Genomic DNA, 21194 nt, shown 5'->3' with positions numbered 1-21194 from the left:
CAACGAGAGGATTCACCATGTCTGTAATTAAGATGACCGATCTGGATCTGGCAGGTAAACGCGTTTTCATCCGTGCCGATCTGAACGTACCGGTTAAAGATGGCAAAGTGACCAGCGACGCGCGTATCCGTGCATCTCTGCCAACCATTGAACTGGCTCTGAAGCAGGGCGCTAAAGTGATGGTCACCTCCCACCTGGGCCGTCCAACTGAAGGCGAGTACAACGAAGAGTTCTCTCTGCTGCCGGTTGTTAATTACCTGAAAGACAAACTGTCCAACCCGGTTCGCCTGGTGAAAGATTACCTGGACGGCGTAGAAGTTGCTGAAGGTGAGCTGGTTGTTCTGGAAAACGTTCGCTTCAACAAAGGCGAAAAGAAAGACGACGAAACCCTGTCCAAAAAATACGCTGCGCTGTGCGACGTATTCGTGATGGATGCCTTCGGTACGGCTCACCGTGCGCAGGCTTCTACCCACGGTATCGGTAAATTCGCAGACGTCGCCTGTGCAGGTCCACTGCTGGCTGACGAACTGGAAGCTCTGGGTAAAGCACTGAAAGAACCTGCTCGTCCGATGGTCGCTATCGTTGGTGGTTCTAAAGTTTCTACCAAACTGACCGTTCTGGATTCTCTGTCCAAAATTGCTGACCAGCTGATCGTTGGCGGTGGTATCGCGAACACCTTCGTTGCTGCGCAAGGCCACAACGTGGGTAAATCCCTGTACGAAGCGGATCTGGTTGACGAAGCCAAACGCCTGCTGAGCACCTGTGATATCCCGGTTCCAACTGACGTTCGCGTGGCGACCGAGTTCTCCGAAACTGCTACCGCAACCCTTAAATCTGTTAATGACATCAAAGATGAAGAGCAGATTCTGGACCTGGGCGACGTTTCTGCACAGAAACTGGCTGAAATCCTGAAAAACGCAAAAACTATCCTGTGGAACGGTCCTGTCGGCGTGTTCGAATTCCCGAACTTCCGCAAAGGGACTGAAATCGTTGCAAACGCTATCGCAGACAGCGAAGCGTTCTCTATCGCAGGCGGTGGTGACACCCTGGCAGCTATCGACCTGTTCGGTATCGCTGACAAGATCTCCTACATCTCCACTGGTGGCGGCGCATTCCTCGAATTCGTGGAAGGCAAAGTCCTGCCAGCAGTAGCAATGCTCGAAGAGCGCGCTAAGAAGTAAGCCATTCAGGGGCAGGGAAACCTGCCCAATTTTCAGCGCGCTTATCAGAGCTCGCACCTTTTCTAACGGCCGAAGATACAGGACTAAGCAACATGTCTAAAATTTTTGATTTCGTAAAACCTGGCGTTATCACTGGTGATGACGTACAGAAAGTGTTCCAGGTAGCTAAAGAAAACAACTTCGCTCTGCCAGCAGTTAACTGCGTAGGTACCGACTCCATCAACGCCGTACTGGAAACCGCTGCAAAAGTTAAAGCACCGGTTATCGTTCAGTTCTCTAACGGCGGCGCTGCGTTCATCGCAGGTAAAGGCGTGAAAACTGACGTTCCTCAGGGCGCTGCTATCCTGGGTGCTATCTCTGGCGCACATCATGTTCACCAGATGGCTGAGCACTACGGTGTTCCGGTTATCCTGCACACTGACCACTGCGCGAAAAAACTGCTGCCATGGATCGACGGTCTGCTGGACGCAGGTGAAAAACACTTCGCAGCAACCGGTAAGCCACTGTTCTCTTCTCACATGATCGACCTGTCCGAAGAGTCTCTGGAAGAAAACATCGAGATCTGCTCTAAGTACCTGGCGCGTATGTCCAAAATGGGCATGACCCTGGAAATCGAACTGGGTTGCACCGGCGGTGAAGAAGACGGTGTGGACAACAGCCACATGGACGCTTCTGCTCTGTACACTCAGCCAGAAGACGTTGATTACGCTTACACCGAGCTGAGCAAAATCAGCCCACGCTTCACCATCGCAGCATCCTTCGGTAACGTGCACGGCGTGTACAAGCCAGGTAACGTGGTTCTGACCCCGACCATCCTGCGTGATTCTCAGGAATATGTGTCTAAGAAACACAACCTGCCGCACAACAGCCTGAACTTCGTCTTCCACGGCGGTTCCGGTTCTTCTGCTCAGGAAATCAAAGATTCCGTAAGCTACGGCGTAGTGAAAATGAACATCGATACCGACACCCAGTGGGCAACCTGGGACGGTATCCTGCAATACTACAAAACCAACGAAGCTTACCTGCAAGGTCAGCTGGGCAACCCGAAAGGCGAAGACCAGCCGAACAAGAAATACTACGATCCACGCGTATGGCTGCGCGCTGCCCAGACTTCTATGATTACTCGTCTGGAGCAGGCTTTCAAAGAACTGAACGCGGTTGACGTTCTGTAATTTGTACTGCTGACAGCACATCAGAAGGCCCGCAAATGCGGGCCTTTTTTTATGCTTTTTCAATATCCTGCAATACCTGATTTTGTGATCTGTTTGGCATTACCCGCTCTTTTTGTTTACCCTTTACTGACCTGCCTGTCCCCTTAAGGGATAGATTTTGTGTTTTGGTTTAGCAAAAGGAAGAATAAATGGAACAACTTGATGTTGTAGACAGCATCAATCACGCGGGTAACTGGCTGGTGCGCAACCAGGCGCTACTGCTGAGCTACGCTGTGAATATTGTTGCCGCTATTGCCATCATCATTGTCGGGATGATCGTGGCGCGTATCGTATCGAACGCGGTCAACCGGGTGATGGTTGCACGACACATTGACGCCACGGTCGCCGATTTCCTCTCCGCGCTGGTGCGTTACGGCATCATCGCCTTTACGCTGATTGCGGCGCTGGGGCGTGTCGGCGTGCAGACGGCATCCGTCATCGCTGTGCTCGGTGCTGCCGGTCTGGCCATTGGTCTGGCATTACAGGGTTCGCTGTCGAACCTGGCGGCGGGCGTACTGCTGGTAACCTTCCGTCCGTTCCGTTCCGGTGAATACGTGGATTTAGGCGGGATCGCGGGTACCGTGTTGCAGGTACAGATTTTCTCTACCACTCTGCGTACTGTCGACGGTCGTATTGTGGTGGTACCGAACGGGAAAATCATTGCCGGCAATATCATTAACTTCTCCCGCGAGCCGGTGCGTCGTAACGAGCTGATCATCAGCGTGGCGTACGATTCCGATATCGATCAGGTGAAGTCTCTGATTACCAACATCATTGCTTCAGATGACCGTATTCTGAAGGACCGCGAGCAGACCGTTCGTCTGAATGAACTGGGCGCATCATCCATTAATTTTGTGGTGCGCATCTGGAGCAAAAGCAGCGATCTGCAAAACGTATACTGGGATGTGCTGGAGCGCATTAAGCGTGACTTCGATGCTAACGGCATCAGCTTCCCGTACCCGCAGATGGACGTAAACGTCAAAAAAGTCAAAGAAGCAGAGTAACGTCTCCGTAGGCCCGGTAAGCGTCAGCGACACCGGGCTTTTCTTTTATTAGCCTCGCTAATCCCCAATTAATATTATCCATTTCCTCTAATGTCGTTCCCGCAGTATAGTCTGCCCAAGGACAACTCTGCGAGAATTACGTTATGTTATCTTACTATTTTCAAGGGCTTGCGTTAGGTGCGGCCATGATCCTTCCCCTTGGTCCACAAAATGCGTTCGTGATGAATCAGGGCATCCGCCGTCAGTACCATCTGATGATTGCCCTGCTGTGCGCGGTGAGCGATCTGCTGCTGATTTGCGCCGGGATCTTTGGCGGCAGCGCCCTGTTGATGCAGTCGCCGTGGCTGCTGGCGCTGGTTACCTGGGGCGGCGTAGCGTTTCTGCTGTGGTACGGGTTTGGCGCCCTGAAAACGGCCATGAGCAGCAATCTTGAGCTGGCGAGCGCCGAAGTGATGAAGCAAGGGCGCTGGAAGATTATCGTCACCATGCTCGCCGTGACATGGCTTAACCCGCACGTTTATCTTGATACGTTCGTGGTGCTCGGCAGCCTGGGTGGACAGCTGGACGTTGAGCCGAAACGCTGGTTTGCGCTCGGTACGGTCAGCGCCTCCTTCCTCTGGTTCTTTGGTCTTGCGATCCTGGCGGCATGGCTGGCACCACGACTGCGTACCGCCAAAGCGCAGCGCATTATCAATACCCTGGTGGGGCTGGTGATGTGGTTTATTGCCTTCCAGCTGGCGAAAGAGGGCATTCATCACGTACAGGGATTGTTCAACTAAGCGTTGTCTTATGGACATCTGAACAAGACCCGCTAAGCTTGCTGGCATGAGCCCTGTTAACAGGGCACTCTTCGCAACATGGAGGAATGACAGTGAAGTTTAAGGTGATGGCCCTGGCGGCATTAGTAAGTTTAGGTGCGGTGTCGGTGCAGGCGAATGAACTGCCAAACGGCCCGCACATTGTCACTTCAGGTACGGCAAGCGTGGATGCGGTACCGGATGTTGCAACCCTGGCAATTGAAGTGAACGTGGCGGCGAAAGATGCTGCTTCCGCCAAGAAACAGGCAGACGATCGTGTTGCGCAATACCTCTCTTTTCTGGAACAGAACGGTGTCGCGAAAAAAGACATCAGCTCTGCGAACCTGCGTACTCAACCGGATTACGATTACCAGAACGGCAAAAGCATCCTGAAAGGCTATCGCGCCGTGCGTACTGTAGAAGTGACCGTGCGCCAGCTTGATAAGCTCAACGGATTGCTGGATGGTGCGCTGAAGGCAGGGCTGAACGAAATTCGTTCCGTCTCGCTGGGCGTTGCGCAACCGGAGAAGTATAAAGACGAAGCGCGTAAAGCGGCGATTGATGATGCCATTCATCAGGCACAGCAGCTGGCATCCGGCTTCAAGAGCAAGCTCGGTCCGGTTTACAGCGTGCGTTACCACGTCTCAAACTACCAGCCAAGCCCGATGGTGCGGATGATGAAAGCGGACGCCGCGCCAGTTTCTGCTCAGGAAACCTACGAGCAGCCAACCATTCAGTTCGACGATCAGGTTGATGTGGTGTTCCAGCTGGAGCCGACTGAAAAGCCAGCTCAGTAACCCGTAGGCCGGGTAAGGCGAAGCCGCCACCCGGCTTGTTTTTCAATCCTGTCTTAACACCTTATGCCCAAACGCCAGCAGCGCGTCGGTGACGTTGCGCATCATGCGGCTTTCCGGCGCAAAACGGTGCCAGTACAACATCCGGCGCTGATACAGCCCCGGAGTTAAATCAATCAGCTCACCGCTTTTCAACTCTTTCTCAATCTGCAGATGCGGGATCATGCAGCAGGTGGTTCCCTGACGTGCAAGCTGTACGAAGGCTTCGGACGAGTTAACGATATGACACGGCACGCTGCCCGGCGGCAAATCGAAGTTTTGTTGCAGGAAGGCCTGATGCATATCGTCCAGATGGTCGAACGCGACGGCAGGCGCTTTCAGCAGCGCGGCGCGGGTCACACCGTTCGGGAAATAGCGCTCGGCAAAGGCTTTTGAACCGACGAAGAGGTAATCCAGCGCGCCCAACTGATCCACCAGACAGCTTGGCAGCGCCTGAGGCTGAATACTGACGGCACCAACCACTTCGCCGCGACGCAGACGTTCCTGGGTGCGGGTTTCATCTTCAACCTGGAGATTCAGGCGGATAGGGGAGTCGGCCAGCACCGGCGCAAGGGCCGGCAGCAGCCAGGTTGCCAGACTGTCGGCGTTCACCGCCAGCGACAGCAGCAGCGGCGTGGAGCCGGTCTGTTCATCGCCCAGCCACTCATCTTCCAGCAGTTCAACCTGACGTAGCAGGGCGAGGAGCTTTTGTCCTTGCTCCGTTGGACGCGGCGGTACGGTACGCACCAGCAGCGGCTGCCCGAACATATTTTCAAGCTGTTTGATACGCTGTGATACGGCGGACTGGGTGATGCACAGCTTTTGCGCCGCGCGCTCAAAACCGCGTTCACGAATAACTGCATCAAGTGCCTGTAGTGTTCTGTAGTCCGGACGTTTCATTGCTCTGGCTGACTCCTTAATTTTGCTTAATCTGCACTATGACACAATTTTCCCTTCGTGGCAGACGAAATCCATTCGACGTGTTCTATAATGCGCCCTGAGTTTTCACACCACAGGCAAAACGATCATGACGCAGGATGAACTGAAAAAAGCAGTAGGATGGGCCGCTCTCCAGTACGTACAGCCGGGTACCATTGTCGGTGTTGGTACGGGGTCGACGGCGGCGCACTTTATCGATGCGCTGGGCACGATGAAGGGGCAAATCGAGGGCGCGGTTTCGAGCTCCGATGCTTCCACGGAAAAGCTGAAAAGCCTCGGCATCACTGTTTTCGACCTCAACGAAGTGGACCGTCTGGGCATTTACGTTGATGGCGCGGATGAAATCAACGGCCACATGCAGATGATCAAAGGCGGTGGCGCGGCGCTGACCCGTGAAAAAATCATTGCCTCCGTGGCGGATAAGTTCATCTGCATCGCGGACGCCTCCAAGCAGGTCGACATTCTGGGGAGTTTCCCGCTGCCGGTCGAAGTGATCCCGATGGCGCGCAGTGCCGTGGCACGTCAACTGGTGAAGCTGGGTGGTCGTCCGGAATACCGTCAGGGTGTGGTGACCGACAACGGCAACGTGATCCTCGACGTTCACGGCCTTGAGATCCTCGATGCCATTGCGCTGGAAAATGCGATCAACGGCATTCCGGGCGTCGTGACCGTAGGGTTATTTGCCAACCGTGGCGCGGATGTGGCGCTGATCGGCACGGCTGACGGTGTAAAAACCATCGTAAAATGATCTGACGGGGGGAGCGCTCCCCCCGCTAAAAAATTTTGAAAAGCTAAATTCGGTGACTTGTGTCACGTTTTTCCGCCTCTTTTGCCGATCCTTCCGCGTTTGTAAATTTCCATAGCATTTTCCTCTGTCATTTTGCTCTGTATGACTTTTCTTCAGAGTGCCGACGCAAACGTTCATATTGCTGCAATAGTTTTTTTTGATATGTTGGCTGCACGGGATTTATATCCAGCACAACATCAGTTCAGATAAAAACAGGGTCGGGTAAATGGCAAAGGTATCACTGGAGAAAGACAAGATTAAATTCCTGCTGGTTGAAGGCGTGCACCAGAAAGCGCTCGATAGCCTTCGCGCTGCAGGTTACACCAACATCGAATTTCACAAAGGCGCGCTGGATACTGAAGAGCTGAAAGCGTCCATCCGTGATGCCCATTTCATTGGCCTGCGATCCCGTACCCAACTGACTGAAGACGTTATTGCTGCGGCGGAAAAGCTGGTGGCGATTGGCTGTTTCTGTATCGGTACCAATCAGGTTGATCTGAATGCCGCCGCAAAACGCGGTATCCCGGTCTTTAACGCCCCGTTCTCCAACACCCGTTCTGTGGCGGAGCTGGTGATTGGCGAGCTGCTGCTACTCCTTCGCGGTATTCCGGAAGCTAACGCCAAAGCGCACCGCGGCGTGTGGAATAAACTGGCCGCGGGCTCCTACGAAGCGCGTGGTAAAAAACTCGGGATTATTGGTTACGGCCACATCGGTACGCAGCTCGGTATTCTGGCGGAATCCCTTGGCATGCACGTGTTTTTCTACGATATCGAAAACAAACTGCCGCTGGGTAACGCGACGCAGGTGCAGCATCTTTCTGACCTGCTGAACATGAGCGACGTGGTCAGCCTGCACGTGCCGGAAAATGCGTCCACAAAAAACATGATGGGAGCGGAAGAGCTGGCGCTGATGAAGCCGGGCTCACTGCTGATCAACGCCGCGCGCGGTACAGTGGTCGATATTCCTGCCCTGTGCGATGCGCTGAAGCGTAAGCATCTGGCGGGTGCGGCGATTGACGTGTTCCCGACGGAACCGGCCACCAACAGCGATCCGTTCACCTCTCCACTGTGCGAGTTCGACAACGTGATCCTGACGCCGCACATCGGCGGTTCTACTCAGGAAGCGCAGGAGAATATCGGCCTGGAAGTGGCGGGCAAGCTGAGCAAATATTCCGACAACGGTTCAACGCTCTCTGCGGTGAACTTCCCGGAAGTGTCTCTGCCGCTACACGGCGGGCGTCGTCTGCTGCACATTCACGAAAACCGTCCGGGCGTGCTGACTGCTATCAACCAGATCTTTGCCGAACAGGGCGTCAACATTGCCGCGCAGTATCTGCAAACGAACGCGCAGATGGGTTATGTGGTGATTGATATTGAAGCGGATGAAGACATTGCCGAGAAAGCATTGCAGAGCATGAAGGCCATTCCGGGGACGATTCGCGCGCGTCTGCTGTACTGATAGTGCGGTCTGTGGTGTCGGGTGGCGCTTACGCTTACCCGACCTACAATGTTCGTGCGGTCTGTGTGTCGGGTGGCGCTTACGCTTACCCGACCTACAATGTTTGTGCGGTCTGTGTATCGGGTGGCGCTTACGCTTACCCGACCTACAATGTTTGTGCGGTCTGTGTATCGGGTGGCGCTTACGCTTACCCGACCTACAACGGTCGTGCGGTCTGTGTGTCGGGTGGCGCTTACGCTTACCCGACCTACAATGTTCGTGCGGTCTGTGTGTCGGGTGGCGCTTACGCTTACCCGACCTACAATGTTCGTGCGGTCTGTGTATCGGGTGGCGCTTACGCTTACCCGACCTACAATGTTCGTGCGGTCTGTGTATCGGGTGGCGCTTACGCATACCCGACCTACAACGGTCGTGCGGTCTGTGTGTCGGGTGGCGCTTACGCTTACCCGACCTACAATGTTCGAGGATTTATGTAGGCCGGGTAAGGCGTAGCCGCCACCCGGCTTTGTTCTACCAGGTCCAGGTTTTACTGGGCGTCACCACCGCTGGCAACGGCACATCCCATTTCTCCACGGGTAATGCCTCCACGCCCTGACAATCATGCGCATAGCCCACCGGCTGCAACCCGTACTGCTGCCAGTTTTGTAGCGTTCTGTCGTAAAAACCACCGCCCATACCTAATCGCCGTCCCTGCTCGTCAAACGCCACCAGCGGCGTAATCAGCACATCCAGTTCAGATAGCGGCAGCACATCGCGCACGTCGAGTTTGGGTTCGGTGATTTTCAGACGATTCACCACCAGCTCGCTGTGCGGATGGTAGTGCAGAAACAGCAGATTGCCCCGGCTAAAGGGATGCAGCACCGGCAGATAAACTTTTTTCCCGGCGCGCCAGAGCTGGTCGATAAGTGGTTGGGTATCCAGCTCACCATCAAACGAAAGAAACAGGGCGACGGTGTTTGCCATCACCACAGGCGGATAGGCCATCATACGGGCGGCGGCCTGCTGGGCAAACTGTGCCTGTTGTTCGGCGCTTAAGGCACGACGACGCTGGCGAATGAGCTGACGGATATCCTGGCGTGAAGCAGAGACTTCAGGGAATTGAGTCATGGTAGTTGGTAGAAGAAGAGAGAGGGAATCTCCGAGATGCCGCCGCAGGCTGTAACCCTTGAACCCTTGGTTCAAGGTGAATGTGTCGTCATAGTTTTAAGGCTTCTCGGACGGACCGAGCATGCTCACCAACCATGGAGCGCCACATTCTTGTGGTATGAAATATCGGCTCAGGGGACTGGCCCGCTTGCAAACATCTCAGAGAAATTTTGTCTTCACAGTTACTCTACCATAGTCAACTGAGAAGTGTTATTCAAACTTTGGTCCCGGTCTTTCAGGACTGCGACCTTGATCAAGCAATGCCTGTTCAATGGTCTGCTGGAGCATTTTAATGCGCTGCTCCATGCTTGCCGCGTAATCGCGGGTCTTCGCTTTTTCCTGAGTCAGTTCATAGCTGATGTTCAACGCGGCGATGAAAACCAGCTGCTCAGTATTTGTGACTCTAGTGCGTTCTTTTAGATCTTGCAACCGCTGATTCAAATCGTCCGCAGCCTGATTCAAAGCATCCCTTTGTTCAGGCGGACAATTCACTCGCAGTGAACGGCCAAAAATCTGGAGATCGACGGGTTGTGCAGACATGCCACCTTCCTGCTGATTGACTGCGCTGCCTTCGCTTACTGCCCCGGGGGCTGCGAAGGGGCGACACTATAGCTACCCTGATGTGAAGATACAAGCCCTTTTCTGGTATCACCAGGGTCCAAAGTGGTAGCATATCATGAATATCCTCCCTTTGATGACGAATGCGTATGTCTATACAGAACGAAATGCCTGGTTACAAGGATTTAAACCAGTTACTGAACCAGCAGGGAGTCGGTCTAACCCCTGCCGAAATGCACGGTCTGATCAGCGGCATACTGTGCGGCGGAAACAGCGACAGCTCATGGCAGCCGCTGATCCACGACCTCACCAACGAAGGGCTGGCGTTTGGCCACGAACTGGCGGAAGCGCTGCGTAAAATGCACGCCGCAACCAGCGATTCCCTGGAAGACGATGGCTTTCTTTTTCAGCTTTATCTGCCTGAAGGCGACGATGTCAGCGTCTTCGATCGCGCTGATGCGCTCGCGGGTTGGGTAAACCACTATCTGCTTGGCCTGGGCGTAACCCAGCCTAAACTGGATAAAGTGACCGGCGAAGCGGGTGAAGCGATCGACGATCTGCGTAACATCGCCCAGCTCGGCTACGATGAAGACGAAGACCAGGAAGAGCTGGAGATGTCTCTCGAAGAGATCATCGAGTACGTGCGCGTGGCGTCTCTGCTGTGCCACGACAACTTTACGCGCTCGCAGCCGACCGCGCCGGAAGTTCGCAAGCCAACATTACACTAAGAAAAATAACGCACAGGAGGGTGTCATGGTTATCTCCAGTCAAGAGTATTCTCGCCGTCGTCAGGCGCTGCTGGCAAAAATGCAGCCGGGAAGCGCTGCCCTGATTTTCGCCGCGCCGGAAGTGACGCGCAGCGCCGACAGCGAATACCCCTATCGCCAGAGCAGCGATTTCTGGTACTTCACCGGGTTTAACGAGCCGGAAGCGGTACTGGTGCTGATTAAAAGCAATGACACCCACAACCACAGCGTGATTTTCAACCGCGTGCGCGATCTGACCGCGGAAATCTGGTTTGGCCGCCGCTTAGGTCAGGAGGCGGCGCCGGAAAAACTGGGCGTGGACCGCGCGCTGGCCTACAGCGAAATCAACCAGCAGCTCTATCAACTGCTCAACGGCCTGGACGTGCTGTACCACGCGCAGGGTGAATACGCCTATGCGGATGAGATTGTTTTCACTGCGCTGGATAAGCTGCGTAAAGGCTCACGTCAGAATTTGTCTGCACCCGCAACCCTGACAGACTGGCGACCGGTGGTGCATGAGATGCGCCTGTTTAAGTCTGAAGAAGAGCTGAATGTGATGCGCCGCGCGGGCGAAATCAGCGCCCTGGCGCATACCCGCGCCATGGAAAAGTGCCGTCCCGGTATGTTCGAGTACCAGCTTGAAGGGGAAATTCACCATGAATTTAACCGTCACGGCGCGCGCTTCCCGTCCTATAACACCATCGTAGGCGGCGGGGAAAACGGCTGCATTCTGCACTACACCGAAAACGAAAGTGAACTGCGCGACGGCGATCTGGTGCTGATTGACGCCGGCTGTGAATATCAGGGTTACGCGGGCGACATCACCCGTACCTTCCCGGTGAACGGTAAATTCACCCCAGCGCAGCGTGAAATCTATGACATCGTGCTTGAGTCTCTGGAGACCGCGCTGATGCTGTTCCGCCCTGGCACCTCCATCCAGGAGGTTACGGGCGAGGTGGTGCGCATCATGATTACCGGGCTGGTGAAGCTCGGCATTCTGAAAGGCGATGTGGACACCCTTATAACCGAAAACGCCCATCGTCCGTACTTTATGCACGGCCTGAGCCACTGGCTGGGGCTGGATGTGCATGACGTGGGGATATACGGTCCGGAACGTTCGCGCGTGCTGGAGCCTGGCATGGTGCTGACCGTTGAGCCGGGGCTGTACATCGCGCCGGATGCCGACGTGCCGGAACAGTACCGCGGGATCGGCATTCGTATTGAAGATGACATCGTCATTACAGAAACCGGTAACGAAAACCTGACCGCGACCGTGGTGAAAAAAGCCGATGACATCGAGGCGCTGATGGCGGCGGCACGCGGATGAGCGTAATCATCGTTGGCGGAGGCATGACCGGCGCTACTCTGGCGCTGGCTATTTCGCGGTTAACCCAGGGCCAGCTTCCGGTGCATCTGGTTGAGGCGGTCGCGCCGCAGGCGACCGATCATCCCGGTTTCGACGCCCGCGCTATCGCGCTGGCGCAGGGAACCTGTCAGCAGCTTGCGCGTATTGGGATCTGGCAGGCGATAGCGGATTGCGCGACGGCGATCGGCACCGTTCACGTCAGCGATCGCGGGCACGCCGGGTTCGTGACGCTGGATGCCCACGATTACCGGATCGAGGCGCTGGGGCAGGTTGTCGAGCTGCATGACGTAGGGCTGCGGCTGTTCCGTCTTTTACAGGACACACCTGGCGTCACGCTGCACTGTCCGGCGCGCGTCGCCAGCTTTAACCGCCGTGACGAAGCCGTCAGCGTGACGCTGGACAACGGCACCACGCTGGAGGGGGAACTGCTGGTGGCGGCGGATGGTTCACGCTCCGCGATCGCCACGCAGTGCGGCGTCGAATTGCGCTCTGAACCCTATGGGCAGGTGGCGGTCATCGCTAACGTCTCTACGGCTGGCGCGCATAACGGCAGGGCATTTGAGCGCTTCACTGAGCACGGCCCGCTGGCCATGCTGCCGATGTCGAACGGGCGCTGCTCGCTGGTGTGGTGCCATGCGCAGGACCGGGCCGATGAGGTTCTCTCCTGGTCCGACGAACGTTTTAGTTCCGAGCTGCAAAAAGCCTTCGGCTGGCGGCTTGGGCGTATCACCCAGGCCGGAAAACGCGTGGCCTATCCGCTCGCGCTGACGACCGCATCGCAGACTGTCTCCCATCGCGTCGCCCTGGTCGGCAACGCCGCGCAGACGCTGCACCCCATCGCCGGGCAAGGCTTTAACCTTGGCCTGCGCGACGTGATGAGCCTGGCTGAGCTACTGGCGCAGACGTGGAGCGAACAACAGGATTGTGGCGCATACTCAGTGCTTAGCCATTACCAGAAACGACGTCAGGCGGACAAAGCGGCGACCATTGGCGTTACCGACGGTTTAGTCCACCTGTTTGCCAATCGCTGGGCACCGCTGGTTGCGGGTCGCAACCTTGGGCTGATGGCGATGGAACTGTTCATTCCGGCACGTGACGTGCTGGCGCAGCGGACCCTGGGTTGGGTCGCGCGTTAAGGAGTAATCACCGTGCAAAATGTTGATGTCGCCATTGTCGGCGGCGGAATGGTAGGACTGGCGCTGGCCTGTGGTTTACAGGGCAGCGGCCTGCGCGTGGCGGTGCTTGAGCAAAATGCGCCGCAGCCTGTGGCGCAGGATGCACCGCCGGAGCTGCGCGTCTCGGCGATCAATGCCGCCAGCGAAAAGCTACTGACGCACCTTGGCGTCTGGTCTGAAATCGTGGCGCTGCGTGCCAGCTGTTACCATGGCATGGAAGTGTGGGATAAAGACAGCTTCGGCCATATCGCGTTTGACGATGAAAGCATGGGCTACAGCCACCTTGGGCACATCGTTGAAAACGCGGTGATCCACCACGCGCTGTGGCAAAAAGCGCAGCAGTGCAGTGACGTCACGCTGATCGCACCGGCGAAACTTCAGCAGGTGGCGTGGGGCGAAAACGACGCGTTTATCACTCTTGAAAGCGGCGACATGCTGACCGCGCGGCTGGTAGTGGGTGCCGACGGCGCCAATTCCTGGCTGCGTAACAAAGCGGATATTCCGCTGACCTTCTGGGATTACCGTCATCACGCCCTGGTTGCCACAATCCGCACCGAAGAGCCGCATGGCGGCGTGGCGCGCCAGATTTTCCACAATGATGGCATTCTGGCCTTCCTGCCGCTTGCCGATCCGCATCTCTGCTCCATCGTCTGGTCTTTAGAGCCGGAGAAAGCGCAGCAGATGCAGGAGGCGACGCCGGACGCCTTTAATCAGGCGCTATGCGTGGCGTTTGATAACCGTCTGGGCCTGTGCACGCTTGAAAGCGAACGCCAGGCGTTTCCGTTAACCGGTCGCTACGCGCGTCAGTTTGCGGCGCACCGTCTGGCGTTGGTGGGGGATGCGGCGCATACGATTCATCCGCTGGCCGGGCAGGGGGTGAACCTCGGCTTTATGGACGCGGCCGAGCTGGTTGAAGAGCTGCGTCGTCTGCATCGGGAAGGTAAAGATATTGGTCAGCATCTGTATCTGCGTCGCTACGAGCGCAGCCGCAAACACAGTGCGGCGATGATGCTGGCGGGTATGCAGGGCTTCCGCGAGCTATTTGCCGGAGCGAACCCGGCGAAAAAACTGCTGCGCGATATCGGCCTCAAACTGGCCGACACCCTTCCCGGCGTCAAACCGCAGCTTCTTCGTCAGGCAATGGGCCTTAACGATCTTCCCGACTGGTTACGTTAATCTCGATCCCCGTCACACTTTATTTTCCCGGCCTTCGCGCCGGGGAAATCTCCTCGTTTGAAATAATCTAATTTCACGTCATTTTTCGCATTAGAAAATCTAATCTTACTATTTTTATGTTACGGAAATTCGGCCCGTTTTTCCGCACGAAATATCACCATCTGCTAAATCCTGTTAGCTCGATGTTAATTTTATGCGGGTTTAATCGCATTTTACCAGTGAATAACTCTGTAGGCTTTTCAGCGATTTTTGGTCATAAGCTAATGTGATGACCCGTTTTACCTTATGGTTAACCGCCGGTTTCGGTGGTAAGTTCAGGTAAAAGAGAACGTTTGCGTCGGCCCCCGATCGCGAGGTCGACACCGGGTTTCACGGTGAATTTTTCAACGAGGAAAAGATGGCTCAACAGACTCCTTTGTACGAACAGCACGTGTTATGCGGCGCCCGCATGGTGGACTTCCACGGCTGGATGATGCCGCTGCACTACGGCTCGCAGATTGATGAGCACCACGCGGTGCGCACCGATGCCGGTATGTTCGACGTGTCTCATATGACGATTGTCGACCTGCGCGGAAGCCGCACCCGGGAGTTTTTGCGTTATCTGCTGGCAAACGACGTCGCCAAACTAAAAACGCCGGGCAAAGCGCTCTATACCGGCATGCTCAATGCCTCTGGCGGCGTGATTGACGACCTCATCGTCTACTACTTCACCGAAGATTTCTTCCGCCTCGTTGTAAACTCCGCCACCCGCGAAAAAGACCTCTCCTGGATTTCCCAACACGCTGAACCTTACGCCATCGACATCACCGTTCGTGACGATCTGTCGCTGATTGCGGTGCAGGGGCCAAACGCCCAGGCGAAATCCGCGTCTCTGTTCAGCGACGAGCAGCGCAAAGCAACCGAAGGCATGAAGCCGTTCTTCGGCGTGCAGGCGGGGGATCTGTTTATCGCCACCACCGGCTACACCGGTGAAGCGGGCTACGAAATTGCAATGCCAAACGAAAAGGCCGCCGATTTCTGGCGTGCGCTGGTGGAGGCGGGTGTGAAGCCTGCGGGCCTGGGCGCGCGCGATACGCTGCGTCTGGAAGCGGGGATGAACCTCTACGGTCAGGAGATGGACGAAGGCGTCTCACCGCTGGCGGCCAACATGGGCTGGACCATCGCGTGGGAACCGGCTGACCGTGATTTTATTGGCCGTGAAGCGCTGGAGATGCAGCGCGAGAAGGGCACTGAACAGCTGGTTGGCCTGGTGATGAAAGAAAAAGGCGTTCTGCGCGGCGAGCTGCCGGTGCGCTTCACCGATGCCGATGGCAATCATCGCGAAGGCGTGATCACCAGCGGAACGTTCTCCCCGACGCTCGGCTACAGTATTGCACTGGCACGCGTGCCAGCGGGGATTGGCGAAACGGCGGTGGTGCAGATCCGCAACCGCGAAATGCCGGTCAACGTGACCAAACCGATTTTTGTTCGCGCCGGTAAGCCGGTCGCCTAACTATTTTTATCAGGAGAACTTCAATGAGCAATGTGCCAGCAGAACTGAAATACAGCAAAGAACACGAGTGGCTGCGCAAAGAGGCGGACGGCACTTACACCGTTGGGATCACCGAGCACGCGCAGGAACTGCTGGGCGACATGGTGTTTGTTGACCTGCCGGAAGTGGGCGCAACCGTGAGCGCAGGCGACGACTGTGCGGTGGCGGAATCCGTTAAAGCGGCCTCTGACATCTACGCTCCGGTGAGCGGTGAAATTGTTGCCGTGAACGACGCGCTGAGCGACTCCCCGGAGCTGGTGAACAGCGAGCCTTATGAAGGCGGCTGGATCTTTAAGATCAAAGCCAGCGACGAAGCGCAGGTTGCCGCGCTGCTGGATGCGACCGCGTACGAAGCACTACTGGAAGACGAATAACGTTGTGCCGGATGGCGCTGCGCTTATCCGGCCTACAGATCTACGTAGGCCCGGTAAGCGTTAGCGCCACCGGGCAACAGCGTTACAGATAATTACGATTCACTGCACGTTTCAGGAACCATCGCTCATGACACAGACTTTAAGCCAGCTTGAAAACCGTGGCGCCTTCATTGAACGTCACATTGGGCCGGATGCTCAGCAACAGCAGGAGATGCTGAAGACAGTTGGCGCGGATTCATTAAACGCACTGATCGGCCAGATCGTGCCAAAAGACATCCAGCTTGCCACACCGCCGCAGGTAGGCGAGTCCACGACGGAGTTCGCCGCGCTGGCGGAGCTGAAGGCCATCGCCGGCCTTAACAAGCGCTATAAGTCTTATATCGGCATGGGCTACACCAACGTGCAATTACCGCCGGTGATCCTGCGTAATATGCTGGAAAACCCGGGCTGGTACACCGCTTACACCCCGTATCAGCCAGAAGTCTCCCAGGGCCGTCTGGAAGCGCTGCTGAACTTCCAGCAGGTGACGCTGGATCTGACCGGTATGGATATCGCCTCTGCCTCGCTGCTGGATGAAGCCACTGCCGCCGCTGAAGCGATGGCGATGGCGAAGCGCGTGAGCAAGCTGAAAAACGCCAACCGCTTCTTCGTCGCGGCGGACGTGCATCCCCAGACGCTGGACGTGGTGCGCACCCGTGCGGAAACCTTCGGCTTTGAGGTGATTGTCGACGACGCTGACAAAGTGCTGGATCACCAGGACGTCTTCGGCGTGCTGTTACAGCAGGTGGGCACCACCGGGGAAGTGCATGATTACAGCGCGCTGATCGCCGAGCTCAAATCCCGTAAGGTTATTGTTAGCGTCGCCGCTGATTTTATGGCGCTGGTGCTGCTGACGGCGCCAGGTAAACAGGGCGCGGATATTGTCTTCGGCTCAGCGCAACGCTTCGGCGTGCCGATGGGCTACGGCGGCCCGCACGCGGCGTTCTTTGGCGCGAAAGATGAATTTAAACGTTCCATGCCAGGCCGTATTATCGGCGTATCGAAAGATGCCGCCGGTAACACCGCGCTGCGCATGGCGATGCAGACCCGCGAGCAGCATATCCGCCGCGAGAAAGCGAACTCCAACATCTGTACCTCGCAGGTGCTGCTGGCTAACATTGCCAGCTTATACGCGGTGTTCCACGGTCCGGCAGGTCTGAAACGCATTGCCAGCCGCATCCACCGTCTGGCCGATATCCTGGCCTGCGGTCTGCAACAGAAAGGTCTCAGACTGCGTCATGAGCACTACTTCGACACCCTGTGTGTCGATGTGGCAGACAAAGCGGCCGTGCTGGCGCGCGCCGAGGCAGCACAAATCAACCTGCGCAGCGATATTCACAATGCGGTTGGCATTACGCTGGACGAAAGCACCACCCGTGACGATATCGTGACCCTGTTCAACGTATTGCTGGGTGACGCACAGGGTCTGGACGTTGATACGCTCGACAAAGAGGTTGCGCTCGACAGCCGCTCCATTCAGGAAAGCATGCTGCGCGACGACGCGATCCTGACTCACCCGGTGTTCAACCGCTATCACAGCGAAACCGAGATGATGCGTTACATGCACTCTCTGGAACGTAAAGATCTGGCGCTGAACCAGGCGATGATCCCGCTGGGCTCCTGCACCATGAAGCTGAACGCCGCGGCTGAGATGATCCCAATCACCTGGCCTGAATTCTCCGAGCTGCACCCGTTCTGCCCGGCTGAGCAGGCGGAAGGTTATCACATGATGATCAACCAGCTCTCCGACTGGCTGGTGAAGCTGACCGGGTACGACGCGCTCTGCATGCAGCCGAACTCCGGTGCGCAGGGTGAATACGCCGGTCTGCTGGCGATCCGTCACTATCACGAAAGCCGCAACGAAGGCCACCGCGATATCTGTCTGATCCCAAGCTCTGCCCACGGCACCAACCCGGCCTCTGCCCAGATGGCAGGGATGGAAGTGGTGGTCGTGGCGTGCGACAAAAACGGCAACATCGATCTGGCCGACCTGCGCGCGAAAGCCGAGCAGGCAGGCGACAAACTCTCCTGCATCATGGTGACCTACCCGTCCACCCACGGCGTGTACGAAGAAACGATCCGTGAAGTGTGTGAAGTGGTGCATCAGTTCGGCGGCCAGGTTTACCTCGACGGCGCGAACATGAACGCCCAGGTGGGCATTACCTCTCCGGGCTTTATTGGCGCGGACGTGTCGCACCTCAACCTGCATAAAACGTTCTGTATTCCGCACGGCGGCGGCGGCCCGGGCATGGGCCCAATCGGCGTCAAAGCGCACCTGGCACCGTTTGTGCCAGGCCATAGCGTGGTGCAGATTGAAGGCATGCTGACCCGTCAGGGCGCGGTCTCCGCGGCACCGTTCGGCAGCGCCTCTATCCTGCCAATCAGCTGGATGTACATCCGCATGATGGGCGCGGAAGGGCTCAAGCAGGCCAGCCAGGTGGCGATCCTCAACGCCAACTACATCGCAACGCGTCTGAAAGACGCCTATCCGGTGCTCTACACCGGCCGCGATGGTCGCGTGGCGCACGAATGCATCCTCGATATTCGTCCTCTGAAAGAAGAGACGGGCATCAGCGAGCTGGATATTGCCAAGCGTCTGATCGACTACGGCTTCCACGCGCCAACCATGTCCTTCCCGGTTGCAGGAACGCTGATGGTTGAGCCGACCGAGTCTGAAAGCAAGGTGGAGCTGGATCGCTTTATCGACGCGATGCTGGCGATCCGCAGCGAAATCGACCGCGTGAAAGGCGGGGAATGGACGCTGGAAGATAACCCGCTGGTCAACGCGCCGCATACCCAGAACGAACTGGTGGCAGAGTGGAACCACGGTTATACCCGCGAGCTGGCTGTCTTCCCGGCAGGTGTAGCAAACAAATACTGGCCAACCGTGAAACGTCTTGATGATGTTTACGGCGACCGTAACCTGTTCTGCTCCTGCGTGCCGATGAGCGAATACCAGTAACGTTGTTCCTGTAGTAACGTAGGCCGGGTAAGGCGAAGCCGCCACCCGGCTTTTTTATTGGGAGAAAAGAATGGCAATTGCATTGGTCACCGGCGCCAGCCGGGGTATTGGTAAAGCCACCGCGCTACAGCTGGCAAGCGAAGGCTACACCGTTGCGGTGAATTTTCATCACAACATCAAAGCCGCGACAGAGGTTATTAATCAGATCGTGGACGCGGGCGGTAAGGCCTTTGCCGTGCGCGCGGATATCAGCGATGAATCGCAGGTGATGGCGATGTTCGACAGCATCGATCGCGAAGGTGAGCCGCTCGCCGCGCTGGTGAACAACGCCGGGATTTTGTTTGAACAATCCTCCATCGAAAACCTCTCCGCTGAACGTATTAACCGCGTGCTGTCCACCAACGTCACTGGCTATTTTCTCTGCTGCCGTGAGGCGGTGAAGCGCATGTCGCATAAACACGGCGGCAAGGGCGGCGCGATTGTGAATGTCTCCTCGGCGGCCTCACGACTGGGCGCACCGGGGGAGTATGTGGATTATGCTGCCTCCAAAGGGGCCGTGGATTCCCTGACAACCGGCCTCGCGCTGGAGGTGGCGGCGCAGGGCATTCGCGTTAACTGCGTGCGGCCAGGCCTGATTTATACCGATATTCACGCCTCCGGCGGCGAGCCGGGGCGTGTGGATCGGGTGAAGTCGATGTTACCGATGCAGCGTGGCGGTCAGCCGGAGGAGGTCGCCCAGGCCATTACCTGGCTGCTGAGCGACAAAGCCTCCTATGTCACCGGTAGCTTCCTGGAGCTGGCTGGCGGGAAGTAACGCTACGACGCCAGCCACAGCCGCAGGCGCATTCCCCAGCCGCTGGTCCAGCCGGTGGTGATCGACTTCACTTCACCGTGAGAGATCACCACAAGCGTTGGCGTCACCTGAACGTCCCACTGACGCGCCAGTTCTCCGCTGGCGTCGTTGACCGTGGGCATCATCGCCTTCTTCTTTCTCATCCATGTTTCGAGCGTCGCGTTATCGCCCGAGCGCAGCGCAACCGACATCACGTTACCCCCGTCCGCGGCAATCGCCGCCACCGACGGCGTGGTGTAGCGGCAGACGCCGCACCATGTCGCCCAGACGTAGACCAGCAGCGGTCGCTCCTTACTCATGGCGATAAGATCGACGGGCTGATCGTCGAGGGTGTGCAGTGCCGTCGCGGAGAAATTCTGCGGCAGCGCGGGCTGGCGGAAATAGTCCACCGCCAGGCTCACGGCTACGCCAATCAGCAGCCACACGGCCAGCTCGCGCAGCAGGCGAGGAAGCTTACTTGCCACGGGCGTTTGCCAGCTGTTCTTTGACCAGCCCCTCCAGATCGTCATACGGGATTGCGCCCGCCACCATCTGGTCACCGATGATGGTCGCCGGGGTGCCCTGAATATTCAGCACCTGCGCCAGGATCAGGTTCATCTTTACGCTGTCCATGGTTTTATCATCGGTTTTAATGCTGTCCGTCCCGGTCTTCACCTGCGCGGCGGCGATGCTGGCGTCATCGTGATAGCCCTTTTTCATCATCAGCCGCTGGTGTAGTGCCCAGAATTGATCCGGCGCCTGCTGCCACGTTGAGAGCGCCGCTTTCGCGGCATTTACCGAGCTTTGTCCCTTGAACGGCAGCAGTTTGATGATGAGCTGCACGTCGGGATTATCGTGCACGATTTTCTCCAGCATTGGGTCGAACTGCTTGCAATACGGGCAGTTGTAGTCTGTGAAGGAGACGATGGTGAGCTTCGGCGATGTCGCGCCGGTTCGCGGGCTGTTGGGGTCGTTAAACAGCAGTTTTGCCAGCTGGTCGTTGGAAGCGTCATCTGACGGTGCGGCGAAACCGAACGTTGATAACGACAGCAGAAGTAAGGCAACGAAGGTTCTCATG

Annotated in this window: 21 protein-coding genes and 1 other RNA gene; 16 read left to right on the top strand and 6 right to left on the bottom strand. The window is 56.8% G+C overall.

Translation table 11 applies throughout. From position 1 onward, the window contains the following. Nucleotides 1-17 precede the first annotated feature (17 nt). The 5 genes from pgk (at nucleotide 18) to ACOTXC_RS03870 (ending at nucleotide 4990) form a co-directional block, all read left to right on the top strand. A complete protein-coding gene (gene pgk, locus ACOTXC_RS03890) occupies nucleotides 18-1181 on the top strand; it encodes a phosphoglycerate kinase (RefSeq protein WP_023298554.1) in 1164 nt (387 codons plus the stop codon). A gap of 92 nt (nucleotides 1182-1273) precedes the next feature. Next, nucleotides 1274-2353: a class II fructose-bisphosphate aldolase gene (gene fbaA, locus ACOTXC_RS03885; RefSeq protein ID WP_017692704.1), complete on the top strand. Its 1080-nt coding sequence runs from the start codon at nucleotides 1274-1276 to the stop codon at nucleotides 2351-2353. Nucleotides 2354-2541: 188 nt separating this feature from the next. Next, nucleotides 2542-3396: a small-conductance mechanosensitive channel MscS gene (locus tag ACOTXC_RS03880; RefSeq protein ID WP_022649325.1), complete on the top strand. Its 855-nt coding sequence runs from the start codon at nucleotides 2542-2544 to the stop codon at nucleotides 3394-3396. Nucleotides 3397-3539: 143 nt separating this feature from the next. Beyond that, nucleotides 3540-4175, top strand: coding sequence for an arginine exporter ArgO (argO, locus tag ACOTXC_RS03875; RefSeq protein WP_003860085.1), 636 nt, complete (start codon nucleotides 3540-3542; stop codon nucleotides 4173-4175). Nucleotides 4176-4267: 92 nt separating this feature from the next. After that, nucleotides 4268-4990, top strand: a complete 723-nt coding sequence (locus ACOTXC_RS03870) for an oxidative stress defense protein (RefSeq protein WP_022649323.1) — start codon at nucleotides 4268-4270, stop codon at nucleotides 4988-4990. Between the two features lie 42 nt (nucleotides 4991-5032). On the opposite strand, the gene argP is transcribed toward ACOTXC_RS03870, so the two are convergent. Then, nucleotides 5033-5926 carry a DNA-binding transcriptional regulator ArgP gene (argP, locus tag ACOTXC_RS03865; protein ID WP_003860089.1) on the bottom strand — a complete coding sequence of 298 codons (894 nt, stop codon included), beginning with the start codon at nucleotides 5924-5926 and terminating at the stop codon, nucleotides 5033-5035. 127 nt (nucleotides 5927-6053) lie between these two features. Between argP and rpiA the strand changes: the two genes are divergently transcribed. The 3 genes from rpiA to ACOTXC_RS03850 all read left to right on the top strand — a co-directional run bounded on the left by rpiA (nucleotide 6054) and on the right by ACOTXC_RS03850 (nucleotide 8687). After that, nucleotides 6054-6713 carry a ribose-5-phosphate isomerase RpiA gene (rpiA, locus tag ACOTXC_RS03860; RefSeq protein ID WP_022649322.1) on the top strand — a complete coding sequence of 220 codons (660 nt, stop codon included), beginning with the start codon at nucleotides 6054-6056 and terminating at the stop codon, nucleotides 6711-6713. Between the two features lie 265 nt (nucleotides 6714-6978). Then, nucleotides 6979-8211: a phosphoglycerate dehydrogenase gene (gene serA, locus ACOTXC_RS03855; RefSeq protein WP_022649321.1), complete on the top strand. Its 1233-nt coding sequence runs from the start codon at nucleotides 6979-6981 to the stop codon at nucleotides 8209-8211. A gap of 14 nt (nucleotides 8212-8225) precedes the next feature. Beyond that, nucleotides 8226-8687, top strand: coding sequence for a hypothetical protein (locus ACOTXC_RS03850; protein ID WP_421767420.1), 462 nt, complete (start codon nucleotides 8226-8228; stop codon nucleotides 8685-8687). A 34-nt stretch (nucleotides 8688-8721) separates the two neighbouring features. On the opposite strand, the gene ACOTXC_RS03845 is transcribed toward ACOTXC_RS03850, so the two are convergent. The 3 genes from ACOTXC_RS03845 to zapA all read right to left on the bottom strand — a co-directional run bounded on the left by ACOTXC_RS03845 (nucleotide 8722) and on the right by zapA (nucleotide 9897). Continuing rightward, nucleotides 8722-9318, bottom strand: coding sequence for a 5-formyltetrahydrofolate cyclo-ligase (locus ACOTXC_RS03845; protein WP_421767419.1), 597 nt, complete (start codon nucleotides 9316-9318; stop codon nucleotides 8722-8724). A 24-nt stretch (nucleotides 9319-9342) separates the two neighbouring features. After that, nucleotides 9343-9526: non-coding RNA, 6S RNA (gene ssrS, locus ACOTXC_RS03840), on the bottom strand. A gap of 41 nt (nucleotides 9527-9567) precedes the next feature. Then, complete coding sequence (gene zapA / locus ACOTXC_RS03835; RefSeq protein ID WP_003860096.1) at nucleotides 9568-9897, bottom strand: cell division protein ZapA; 330 nt, start codon at nucleotides 9895-9897, stop codon at nucleotides 9568-9570. A gap of 167 nt (nucleotides 9898-10064) precedes the next feature. Between zapA and ACOTXC_RS03830 the strand changes: the two genes are divergently transcribed. The 8 genes from ACOTXC_RS03830 (at nucleotide 10065) to ACOTXC_RS03795 (ending at nucleotide 20098) form a co-directional block, all read left to right on the top strand. Then, on the top strand, nucleotides 10065-10643 hold the full coding sequence (locus ACOTXC_RS03830; RefSeq protein WP_003860099.1) for a YecA family protein: 579 nt from the start codon (nucleotides 10065-10067) through the stop codon (nucleotides 10641-10643). Between the two features lie 31 nt (nucleotides 10644-10674). After that, the gene (pepP, locus tag ACOTXC_RS03825) at nucleotides 10675-11988 is read left to right on the top strand and encodes a Xaa-Pro aminopeptidase (protein WP_421767443.1); all 1314 of its coding nucleotides are present in this window, start codon (nucleotides 10675-10677) and stop codon (nucleotides 11986-11988) included. Continuing rightward, nucleotides 11985-13163, top strand: a complete 1179-nt coding sequence (ubiH, locus tag ACOTXC_RS03820; protein ID WP_421767418.1) for a 2-octaprenyl-6-methoxyphenyl hydroxylase — start codon at nucleotides 11985-11987, stop codon at nucleotides 13161-13163. Before pepP ends, ubiH begins: the two co-directional genes overlap by 4 nt. A 12-nt stretch (nucleotides 13164-13175) precedes the next feature. Next, nucleotides 13176-14378, top strand: a complete 1203-nt coding sequence (gene ubiI, locus ACOTXC_RS03815; protein WP_022649317.1) for an FAD-dependent 2-octaprenylphenol hydroxylase — start codon at nucleotides 13176-13178, stop codon at nucleotides 14376-14378. Nucleotides 14379-14775: 397 nt separating this feature from the next. After that, entirely contained in the window at nucleotides 14776-15870 is a 1095-nt protein-coding gene (gcvT, locus tag ACOTXC_RS03810) for a glycine cleavage system aminomethyltransferase GcvT (RefSeq protein WP_023298548.1), read from the top strand. Between the two features lie 23 nt (nucleotides 15871-15893). Next, nucleotides 15894-16283: a glycine cleavage system protein GcvH gene (gene gcvH, locus ACOTXC_RS03805; protein WP_006811885.1), complete on the top strand. Its 390-nt coding sequence runs from the start codon at nucleotides 15894-15896 to the stop codon at nucleotides 16281-16283. Nucleotides 16284-16410: 127 nt separating this feature from the next. Further along, nucleotides 16411-19284, top strand: coding sequence for an aminomethyl-transferring glycine dehydrogenase (gene gcvP / locus ACOTXC_RS03800; protein ID WP_421767417.1), 2874 nt, complete (start codon nucleotides 16411-16413; stop codon nucleotides 19282-19284). Between the two features lie 70 nt (nucleotides 19285-19354). Then, nucleotides 19355-20098 carry an SDR family oxidoreductase gene (locus tag ACOTXC_RS03795; RefSeq protein WP_023306889.1) on the top strand — a complete coding sequence of 248 codons (744 nt, stop codon included), beginning with the start codon at nucleotides 19355-19357 and terminating at the stop codon, nucleotides 20096-20098. Nucleotides 20099-20100: 2 nt separating this feature from the next. Here ACOTXC_RS03795 and ACOTXC_RS03790 read toward each other — a convergent pair whose 3' ends face one another. Next, nucleotides 20101-20601, bottom strand: coding sequence for a protein disulfide oxidoreductase (locus tag ACOTXC_RS03790; RefSeq protein ID WP_421767416.1), 501 nt, complete (start codon nucleotides 20599-20601; stop codon nucleotides 20101-20103). Next, a complete protein-coding gene (locus ACOTXC_RS03785; protein WP_023298545.1) occupies nucleotides 20591-21193 on the bottom strand; it encodes a DsbA family protein in 603 nt (200 codons plus the stop codon). The genes ACOTXC_RS03790 and ACOTXC_RS03785 overlap by 11 nt, the downstream gene beginning before the upstream one ends. Between the last annotated feature and the right edge of the window lies 1 nt (nucleotide 21194).

Origin of the sequence: Enterobacter cloacae complex sp. IR5428 (assembly GCF_049238585.1) — a bacterium.
GTDB classification, from domain to species: domain Bacteria; phylum Pseudomonadota; class Gammaproteobacteria; order Enterobacterales; family Enterobacteriaceae; genus Enterobacter; species Enterobacter intestinihominis.
This window is presented reverse-complemented; position numbering and strand designations above follow the sequence as displayed.

What these genes read in the sequence shown, in the direction of transcription:
- pgk (WP_023298554.1), top strand. Translation starts at nt 18, where the DNA reads ATGTCTGTAATTAAGATGACCGATCTGGATCTGGCAGGTAAACGCGTT.
- fbaA (WP_017692704.1), top strand. Translation starts at nt 1,274, where the DNA reads ATGTCTAAAATTTTTGATTTCGTAAAACCTGGCGTTATCACTGGTGAT.
- ACOTXC_RS03880 (WP_022649325.1), top strand. Translation starts at nt 2,542, where the DNA reads ATGGAACAACTTGATGTTGTAGACAGCATCAATCACGCGGGTAACTGG.
- argO (WP_003860085.1), top strand. Translation starts at nt 3,540, where the DNA reads ATGTTATCTTACTATTTTCAAGGGCTTGCGTTAGGTGCGGCCATGATC.
- argP (WP_003860089.1), bottom strand. Translation starts at nt 5,926, where the DNA reads ATGAAACGTCCGGACTACAGAACACTACAGGCACTTGATGCAGTTATT.
- rpiA (WP_022649322.1), top strand. Translation starts at nt 6,054, where the DNA reads ATGACGCAGGATGAACTGAAAAAAGCAGTAGGATGGGCCGCTCTCCAG.
- serA (WP_022649321.1), top strand. Translation starts at nt 6,979, where the DNA reads ATGGCAAAGGTATCACTGGAGAAAGACAAGATTAAATTCCTGCTGGTT.
- ACOTXC_RS03845 (WP_421767419.1), bottom strand. Translation starts at nt 9,318, where the DNA reads ATGACTCAATTCCCTGAAGTCTCTGCTTCACGCCAGGATATCCGTCAG.
- zapA (WP_003860096.1), bottom strand. Translation starts at nt 9,897, where the DNA reads ATGTCTGCACAACCCGTCGATCTCCAGATTTTTGGCCGTTCACTGCGA.
- ACOTXC_RS03830 (WP_003860099.1), top strand. Translation starts at nt 10,065, where the DNA reads ATGTCTATACAGAACGAAATGCCTGGTTACAAGGATTTAAACCAGTTA.
- ubiH (WP_421767418.1), top strand. Translation starts at nt 11,985, where the DNA reads ATGAGCGTAATCATCGTTGGCGGAGGCATGACCGGCGCTACTCTGGCG.
- gcvT (WP_023298548.1), top strand. Translation starts at nt 14,776, where the DNA reads ATGGCTCAACAGACTCCTTTGTACGAACAGCACGTGTTATGCGGCGCC.
- gcvH (WP_006811885.1), top strand. Translation starts at nt 15,894, where the DNA reads ATGAGCAATGTGCCAGCAGAACTGAAATACAGCAAAGAACACGAGTGG.
- gcvP (WP_421767417.1), top strand. Translation starts at nt 16,411, where the DNA reads ATGACACAGACTTTAAGCCAGCTTGAAAACCGTGGCGCCTTCATTGAA.
- ACOTXC_RS03795 (WP_023306889.1), top strand. Translation starts at nt 19,355, where the DNA reads ATGGCAATTGCATTGGTCACCGGCGCCAGCCGGGGTATTGGTAAAGCC.
- ACOTXC_RS03785 (WP_023298545.1), bottom strand. Translation starts at nt 21,193, where the DNA reads ATGAGAACCTTCGTTGCCTTACTTCTGCTGTCGTTATCAACGTTCGGT.